This is a genomic window from Photobacterium sanguinicancri, assembly GCF_002265265.1.
GTDB lineage: Bacteria > Pseudomonadota > Gammaproteobacteria > Enterobacterales > Vibrionaceae > Photobacterium > Photobacterium sanguinicancri.
Window position 1 is genome coordinate 1 of record NZ_NOIF01000293.1, and the last position, 3,509, is coordinate 3,509.

4 protein-coding genes are annotated in these 3,509 nt (G+C 39.4%); 2 read left to right on the top strand and 2 right to left on the bottom strand.

Features of this window, described 5'->3' with window-relative positions; translation table 11 throughout:
* A partial coding sequence (locus ASV53_RS23260) for an ABC transporter ATP-binding protein (protein ID WP_141226303.1) occupies positions 1-795 on the top strand: 795 nt, incomplete at its 5' end.
* A complete protein-coding gene (locus tag ASV53_RS23265) occupies positions 796-2,547 on the top strand; it encodes an ABC transporter ATP-binding protein (protein ID WP_094958886.1) in 1,752 nt (583 codons plus the stop codon).
* Positions 2,548-2,625: 78 nt separating this feature from the next.
* Here the strand turns inward: ASV53_RS23265 and ASV53_RS26275 are convergent, their stop codons facing one another.
* On the bottom strand, positions 2,626-2,991 hold the full coding sequence (locus ASV53_RS26275) for a 4'-phosphopantetheinyl transferase superfamily protein (RefSeq protein ID WP_094958889.1): 366 nt from the start codon (positions 2,989-2,991) through the stop codon (positions 2,626-2,628).
* Positions 2,982-3,404 carry a 4'-phosphopantetheinyl transferase family protein gene (locus tag ASV53_RS26280; protein WP_094958887.1) on the bottom strand — a complete coding sequence of 141 codons (423 nt, stop codon included), beginning with the start codon at positions 3,402-3,404 and terminating at the stop codon, positions 2,982-2,984. Before ASV53_RS26280 ends, ASV53_RS26275 begins: the two co-directional genes overlap by 10 nt.
* Between the last annotated feature and the right edge of the window lie 105 nt (positions 3,405-3,509).

The window sequence follows — 3,509 nt, forward strand, 5'->3', positions numbered from 1 at the left end:
ACTAATATTTGTTTTAACCATGTCAGTTTTCAGCATGATAACTCATCAAGAAAAACGCTTGATGATGTCTCTCTTTCGGTAAACCAAGGGGAAATTACCGCGATTGTCGGCCCTTCGGGGGCTGGTAAAACAACAGTTGCTCAGTTAATTCCCCGCTTTTTTGAATACCAGAGTGGAGACATATCCATTGGTGGTAAAGAGATTACTTGTTATTCGCTTGATCAACTGATGTCGTTAGTGAGTTTTGTTTTCCAAGATGTTTATATCTTTGAGCAGAGCATAAAAGAAAACATTCGAATGGGGAATGAAGCCTTATCCGATGAAGACATCATAAATGCAGCTAAAGCAGCTTGTGCACATGATTTTATTTTAGAATTACCTGATGGTTATGAGACCAAAATTGGTCAAGGAAGCTTAAGTGGCGGGCAAGCTCAGAGAATTGCCGTAGCGAGAGCTGTGGCGAAAGATGCCCCGATTCTTATTTTAGATGAAGCGACGGCGTACGCAGATGCTCGCAATGAAGTCAGGATTCAACAAGCTATATCGAGTTTAATGCAGGGAAGAACTGTGTTGGTTATTGCTCATAGGCTCAATACGTTAACGCATGTTGATAAAATTGTTGTGATGGAAAGTGGCCGCGTAGTATCAGAAGGCACTCACACTGAGCTGTTGAAAGATTGCACTTTATACCAATCGATGTGGCAAGCGCATCAAGAAACAAAAGTATGGCGTTTGGGGCAGTCAGTTAAAGGCTCTGAGATAAAAACACCGTCAACTCTCGAGGGAGTCGAATAAATGTTGAGAATTAACACACTTAAGCGGTTAACGGGTACCTCTCTAGATGGACTTAATCGGACTGTCTTCTTAACCGTCGTTGATGCTTTTTTTGCATCGGCCCCATATGGTTTTCTTTATTATATTTTGCTTGATATGTTGTCTGATACGCCTAATCTTCAGCATCAATTTATGTTGGTGTTAGGGTGCGCGGGAATGATGATAGTTCGTGTGTATTTAGTCCGAATTATTCATCTAGATATTTCTCTGATTGGTTTTGATGCTGGTAAAAAAATCCGTCAACAGCTGGGAGAGCATTTAAGAAAAATGCCAATGGGTTTCTTCCAGCGAACGGATTTCGGCAGTGTTAATAATACGCTACTTAAAGATATTGATATGATAGAGCGTATTTTTACACACCTCTATGCGCCTATTATCGCAACTACATCGGTGCTGTGCTTTTTCGCTCTAGGCTTATTGTTAAAAGATTGGCGAATGGGAGTGGCTATGATGTCCACTTTACCTTTAGCTTGTCTCGCTTACTTATTAACGCGTGCTTATGCTCGTAAATGGCAAAGCCATATGCAGTATTTAATGCATCAATTGAATGATGCCGTTATGGAGTATATGGATGGGCTAAAAGAGCTAAAGTCATACCGCATGATGGGAAAAGCATTTTCACGATTGGATGATGTATTAACGGCAACTCAACAGCAATCATTAAAAGCCGAGAAAGCTGCGGTGTGGCCAGTATACAGTTTTAACGTGTTGGTGGAAGCAGGGCTTATGGTGTTGCTGGTGGCACTTACTTGGGCATGGCTAGAGCAAACAATCGCTTTGCCTGAAGTTTTACTCTTTCTGATCGCTGCTGTGCGCTTTTTTAGGCCTTTGCTGAATATGTCGATGTTTTTGGCGGAACTTAATTATTTGGATCTTGCTGTAAATCGAGTGAATGATGTTTTAGATCAGCCGACGTTACAACATGGTGATAGCCAACCCAAATTAGATGATATGACGATTACTTTTAAGGGCGTGAATTTTTCTTATCCAGGTGCACAGCAACCTCTTTTTGAAAACTTGGATTTGTCTATTCCTAGTAATAAAGTCACAGCATTGGTGGGACCTTCTGGCTCGGGAAAATCAACGATAGCTTCACTGATAGCACGTTTTTGGCAACTTGATTCTGGTGAAATTTCTGTGGGTACAGGCACGGGGAAGGTCGATATTGCTAATATGCCAGTGGAGTATTGGTTACAGCATCTTAGTATTGTTTTTCAATCCAACTATATTTTCAATGATACGTTAGCTAATAATTTGCGTGTGGCTAAGGCCGATGCAAGTGATGAAGAGCTCTGGCGTGTGATTGAATTAGCGAAACTAAAAAATCTAGTGTTGGACATGGATCTGGGGTTGGACACTGAAATTGGTGCGGGAGGTATGCATTTATCCGGAGGAGAAAAGCAGCGGCTATCCATTGCTCGGGCACTTCTTAAAGATGCACCTTTCGTTATACTTGATGAAGCGACGGCATCTTTAGATCCAGAAAATGAGCGAGATATTCAAATTGCAATGCAGGCTTTAGTTCAAGAAAAAACAGTGTTAGTTATTGCCCATAAATTAACCACCATTCAATATGCTGATCATATCCTTGTATTGGACAAAGGTAAGATTATTGAGCAAGGTGAACACTGTCAGCTGCTTAATAATCAATCACTTTATAGTGAGCTATGGAATTTGCAACAACAAGCTCAGAGTTGGCATTTAGCTGTATAGAGTGACCAAAAGTACTGAGAGTCATTACTGAATCGCCAATGAGATCTAGATAAGCCTTATTGGCGGCTTAGTGCGTTTTTATTGTTGATAGATGCAAAAAGTAATAATGGCGTTGGAATCTTCAGTATTTCGGTACTGACAATAAATATTTCGGCTTATACCAAATTGCTTGCAAAGGGTTATGGAAGGTGAAAACGTCAGTTTTTGTTCAGTTATATTTAGCTCAATAAGTGCTACTGAATTAAAACCAATGATTTTCTTTATATGTGGATAAATGGATTTATAAATGGCCTCTTTAGCTGAAAATAATAGAGTCGTAGCGCATTTTAAAGAGAGTCCATTTTTTTGTAGTAGTGCTATTTCATTAGGAGTGGAAATTAATGTATGAATATGATCACTTTGCTCTGACGTTATTATTTCCTGAATATCAACCCCTAATGAAATGTTCGTTTTTTATTCTGATTCTGCGTGAGTGTTGCAATAGCATGATTATTACTGTGTGAGATCGAACCCGTGACTCCCACCGGCCAAGAAGGCGAGCGATCAGGGGATATAGGGACTGGAGTAGAGTAGCCAAGAAGACGGTGCATGAGTAATTTCACACACAAACGGCCAGCAAGAAATTCAGCCTGTCTCTTAGTTACGGACTTCTGAAGTTGTGGAGTATAAATAATGTTAAGTCTTTGGTAAAAAAACGGTTGGAATGCATTTATATCAAAACTTATTAATAGAGCTTCAAGCTTAATGTCCTTGTATGCAAATGTATAGATGGCTGGCTTTTGGACAAATCTAGGACAGAGAGTGTCTAACTCCGCTATTTCAATGTTAGTTTTTGTGTCAGAAAAGCAAGATGTCATATTTATCAATCACAACCACGGTAATGATAGGCATTATCGTTTACTTTGAGTGATAATTACAGCATAATTTTATTGTTTAAATAATTAATTTATAAAACCTAGTAG

Excerpts from the sequence above, each read along its gene's own strand:
- ASV53_RS23265 (WP_094958886.1), top strand. The coding sequence starts at position 796 with ATGTTGAGAATTAACACACTTAAGCGGTTAACGGGTACCTCTCTAGAT.
- ASV53_RS26280 (WP_094958887.1), bottom strand. The coding sequence starts at position 3,404 with ATGACATCTTGCTTTTCTGACACAAAAACTAACATTGAAATAGCGGAG.